Here is a 3,201-nt window from a genome sequence, read left to right on the forward strand (position 1 = left end):
ATGTAGGCCAGGTAGTCGAGCTGCTGCAGCATGAAATGGCTCGGGTCGTACAGGAGGCAGGCGCGCGGGTGGTTGTCCACGCGCTCCAGGAACATCTCGTAGCTCACGCCGTCGTGCAGGTCTTCGCCCGGGTGGATCTCGTAGCCCACGTCCACGCCCGCCGCGTCGAAGGCATCGAGGATCGGGCGCCAGCGGCGCGCGAGCTCGTCGAAGGCCTCCTCGATGAGTCCCGGCGGGCGCGGCGGCCACGAATAGAGGTACGGCCAGGCGAGCGCGCCCGAGAAGGTGGCATGCGCCGTGAGCCCCAGGTTGGCCGAGGCCTTCGCGGCGAAGTGCAGCTGCTCCACCGCCCACTGCTGGCGCCGCACCGGATCGCCGCGCACCTCGGGCGCCGCGAAGCCGTCGAAGCCCGCGTCGTAGGCCGGGTGCACCGCGACCAGCTGGCCCTGGAGGTGGGTCGACAGCTCGGTGATCTCCAGGCCGTGCGCGGCCAGCGTGCCCTTGACCTCGTCGCAGTAGGTCCTGCTCTCGGCGGCCTTCTTCAGGTCGAACAGGCGCGCGTCCCAGCTCGGGATCTGCACGCCCTTGTAGCCCAGCCCGGCGGCCCAGCCGGCAATGGCGTCGAGCGAGTTGAACGGGGCTTCGTCCCCGGCGAACTGGGCCAGGAATATGGCCGGGCCCTTGATCGTTTTCATGGCTTGTCTTCCTTCTTGGTCGTGGCGGCGTTGAAAGCATACTTTGGCGTGTCGTCCGACCCCGTGCGAGAGGCCAAAGCGCCACAATGGACTTTCCTTTTCGCACAGCACGCCCTGCTCGTCCCGCGATGCCGCAACCCGTTTCCGCCCGGCTGAAGATCGGCTTGTCCGCCTGCTTTTCCCACGCCGATCCGGCGCGTTCGCTCTTCACCAACAAGACGCTGCAGTACGTCGAGCAGTCCATTGCGCACTGGCTCATGTCGGCCGGTGCCATGGTGGTGATGGTGCCCTGCCCCACGGGCGAAACCGCGCGCGGCGACACCAAGCTCTCGCACTATGCCGAATGGCTCGACGGCGTGGTGATGCACGGCGGCGCCGACGTCTGGCCCGGCAGCTACGGCGAGGTGCCGCTCAAGGACGCCTGGGTGGGCGACCGCATCCGCGACCTGTACGACCTGGCGCTGGTCGAGGCCTTCGAGCAGGCCGGCAAGCCCATCTTCGGCGTCTGCCGCGGGCTGCAGCTGATCAACGTGGCCTTCGGCGGCACGCTCTACCAGGACATCGAGGCGCAGCACGAGCATCCCGAAGCCGTGCGGCACCGCGACCCGGTGACCTACGACCAGAACTTCCACCAGATCGAGATCGTCGAGGGCACGCGCCTGGCCAAGCTCTACCCCGAGGTCAAGACCGCCAAGGTCAACAGCATCCACCACCAGGGCGTGAAAGACCTCGCGCCGGGTTTCGAGATCGAGGCCTGGAGCCTGCCCGACCGCGTGCCCGAGGCCATCCGCCGCCGCGCCGACAGGGGCCGCAGCTACATCGCCGCCACGCAGTGGCACCCTGAATTCCACAAATACGGCAGCACCGAGACGGTCGACGACACGCCCATCCTGCACGACTTTCTCTGGGCCTGCGCCACCGCGAAGGTGGCGCCGCGCACCCTGCCGGATGCCGGGCACGGCCGCATCCGCGACCGCGCGGCGCGGGTGCTGCGCCAGGCGCTGCTGCGGCGCTGACGCCCCGGCCGGCTTAGCGCCGCTCGGAACGGTTCGTGCTGCCGCTGACGCCCGCGTCGATGGTGCCGAACACCGTCACGCCGCTGCCCGACGACGCGGCGGCGCGGTCGCCGCTGCCGGCCGAGCCCGTGCCGGCACAGCCCGCCGCCAGGGCGCCCATCGCGATGGCAAGAACAGCTGCAAGGAATGGCTTCACGTCAAGCTCCAGGCGAAGATGAAAAGACTTGCGGCCACTATAGGCCGCGCGCCTTCGCGCCCTGCCGCAACACACGCGCCGGCGGCAGGGTTGTTGTTGTTGTTGTCGGTCAGCGCGGATCGGTGGCCAGCAGCATCGCCACCATCGACTGCAGGTCCTGCCGCAGCCGCGCCGCGCCGGCCTCGTCGAGCGCCAGCGTGGCCTCGTCCATGTAGAGCTTGCGGTTGACCTCCACCTGGATGCTGTGCCGGTGCCCGGCCGGCCGGCCATGCCGGCGCACCAGTTCCACGCCCTTGTAGGGATGGTTGTAGTCCACGCTGTAGCCGCGCGCGCGCAGGTGCGCGCAGATCCTTTGCGACAGCGCCGGGTCGGCGGTGCTGCCGTCGCGGTCGCCGATCACGAAGTCCGCATGCACGAGGCCCGGAAAATCGGTGGCATGGCTGCCCGCCACCGCCGGCATCGAGTGGCAGTTGATGTGGATGCTGTAGCCGTGCCGCGCATGCGCCGCGTCGATGGCCTCGGCCACCGCCGCGTGGTAGGGCCGCCAGCAGTTGTCGATGCGCGCGCGGACCTCGTCCACAGTGAGCAGCCGGTCGTAGATCGGCAGGCCCTCGTCGGTGAGCTTCCAGACCAGGCCCTTGCCGAGCCGCACCTTGGCCAGCACGCGCGGGTCGGCCGACAGGGGCCCGGTCCACGGGCCGTCGAGCAGCGCGGTGTCCAGCTCGGTGGTGTCGCGGTTGGCGTCCAGGTAGCTGCGCGGAAAGTGCGCCTCGATCCATGCCGCGCCCATTTCGGGCGCAAAGGCATAGAGCTTCTCGACGTGCGTGTCCTCGGCCCGGCGCAGCGTGGCCAGGTCGCAGGCGGGCCGGAAGTCCTCGGGGTAGACGGTGCCGCTGTGCGGCGAATCGAGCACCAGCGGCGTGTGCCCGGCAACGCTGGTCACCTGGGCGCGGGTTTGGATCAGTTTCAGGACAGGATGCATAGGCAGGCGAGATCAGTCCAATCGGATGCGCGCGAAGGCGGCGACTTTTTTCATCTTCTCGATCTCGCTGTCGATCTGCTTGGCAAATTCGGCCGGCGTGGTGCCCGAGGCGTACAGCCCCTGCAGCGCCAGGCGCTCGCGCACCGTGCTGTCCTTCAGCGCCGTGGCCACCGCCTGCTGCATGCGCAGCGCGATGTCGGCCGGCGTGCCGGCGGGCGCCACGAGTCCGAACCACGACGGATCGTTGTTGGCCGGGTAGCCGAGCTCGCGGTAGGTCGGCACTTCGGGCAGCACGTCGAGCCGGCTGCTCCA

General features: G+C 69.4%; 5 protein-coding genes. 1 reads left to right on the forward strand and 4 read right to left on the reverse strand.

Annotation, left to right across the window (positions count from 1 at the left end; all coding sequences use genetic code 11):
• Positions 1-695, reverse strand: a 695-nt coding sequence (locus AC1DOC_RS25975; RefSeq protein WP_478130776.1) for a sugar phosphate isomerase/epimerase family protein, incomplete at its 3' end; no start/stop codon positions are given.
• A 128-nt stretch (positions 696-823) separates the two neighbouring features.
• Here AC1DOC_RS25975 and AC1DOC_RS25980 point away from each other — a divergent pair.
• Positions 824-1,711, forward strand: a complete 888-nt coding sequence (locus AC1DOC_RS25980; RefSeq protein WP_018903484.1) for a gamma-glutamyl-gamma-aminobutyrate hydrolase family protein — start codon at positions 824-826, stop codon at positions 1,709-1,711.
• A 13-nt stretch (positions 1,712-1,724) separates the two neighbouring features.
• Here the strand turns inward: AC1DOC_RS25980 and AC1DOC_RS25985 are convergent, their stop codons facing one another.
• The 3 genes from AC1DOC_RS25985 to AC1DOC_RS25995 form a co-directional block, all read right to left on the reverse strand.
• Positions 1,725-1,907, reverse strand: coding sequence for a hypothetical protein (locus AC1DOC_RS25985; RefSeq protein WP_018903485.1), 183 nt, complete (start codon positions 1,905-1,907; stop codon positions 1,725-1,727).
• 109 nt (positions 1,908-2,016) lie between these two features.
• Positions 2,017-2,889, reverse strand: a complete 873-nt coding sequence (locus AC1DOC_RS25990; RefSeq protein WP_412512072.1) for an N-formylglutamate amidohydrolase — start codon at positions 2,887-2,889, stop codon at positions 2,017-2,019.
• Between the two features lie 12 nt (positions 2,890-2,901).
• Positions 2,902-3,201 (reverse strand): tripartite tricarboxylate transporter substrate-binding protein (locus AC1DOC_RS25995; RefSeq protein WP_478130777.1); only part of this gene is annotated, 300 nt, incomplete at its 5' end.

The organism is Variovorax sp. 01T439_2 (assembly GCF_056398445.1).

Bases quoted from the DNA above. Each gene is read 5' to 3' on its own strand.
- AC1DOC_RS25980 (WP_018903484.1), top strand. From the start codon at position 824: ATGCCGCAACCCGTTTCCGCCCGGCTGAAGATCGGCTTGTCCGCCTGC.
- AC1DOC_RS25990 (WP_412512072.1), bottom strand. From the start codon at position 2,889: ATGCATCCTGTCCTGAAACTGATCCAAACCCGCGCCCAGGTGACCAGC.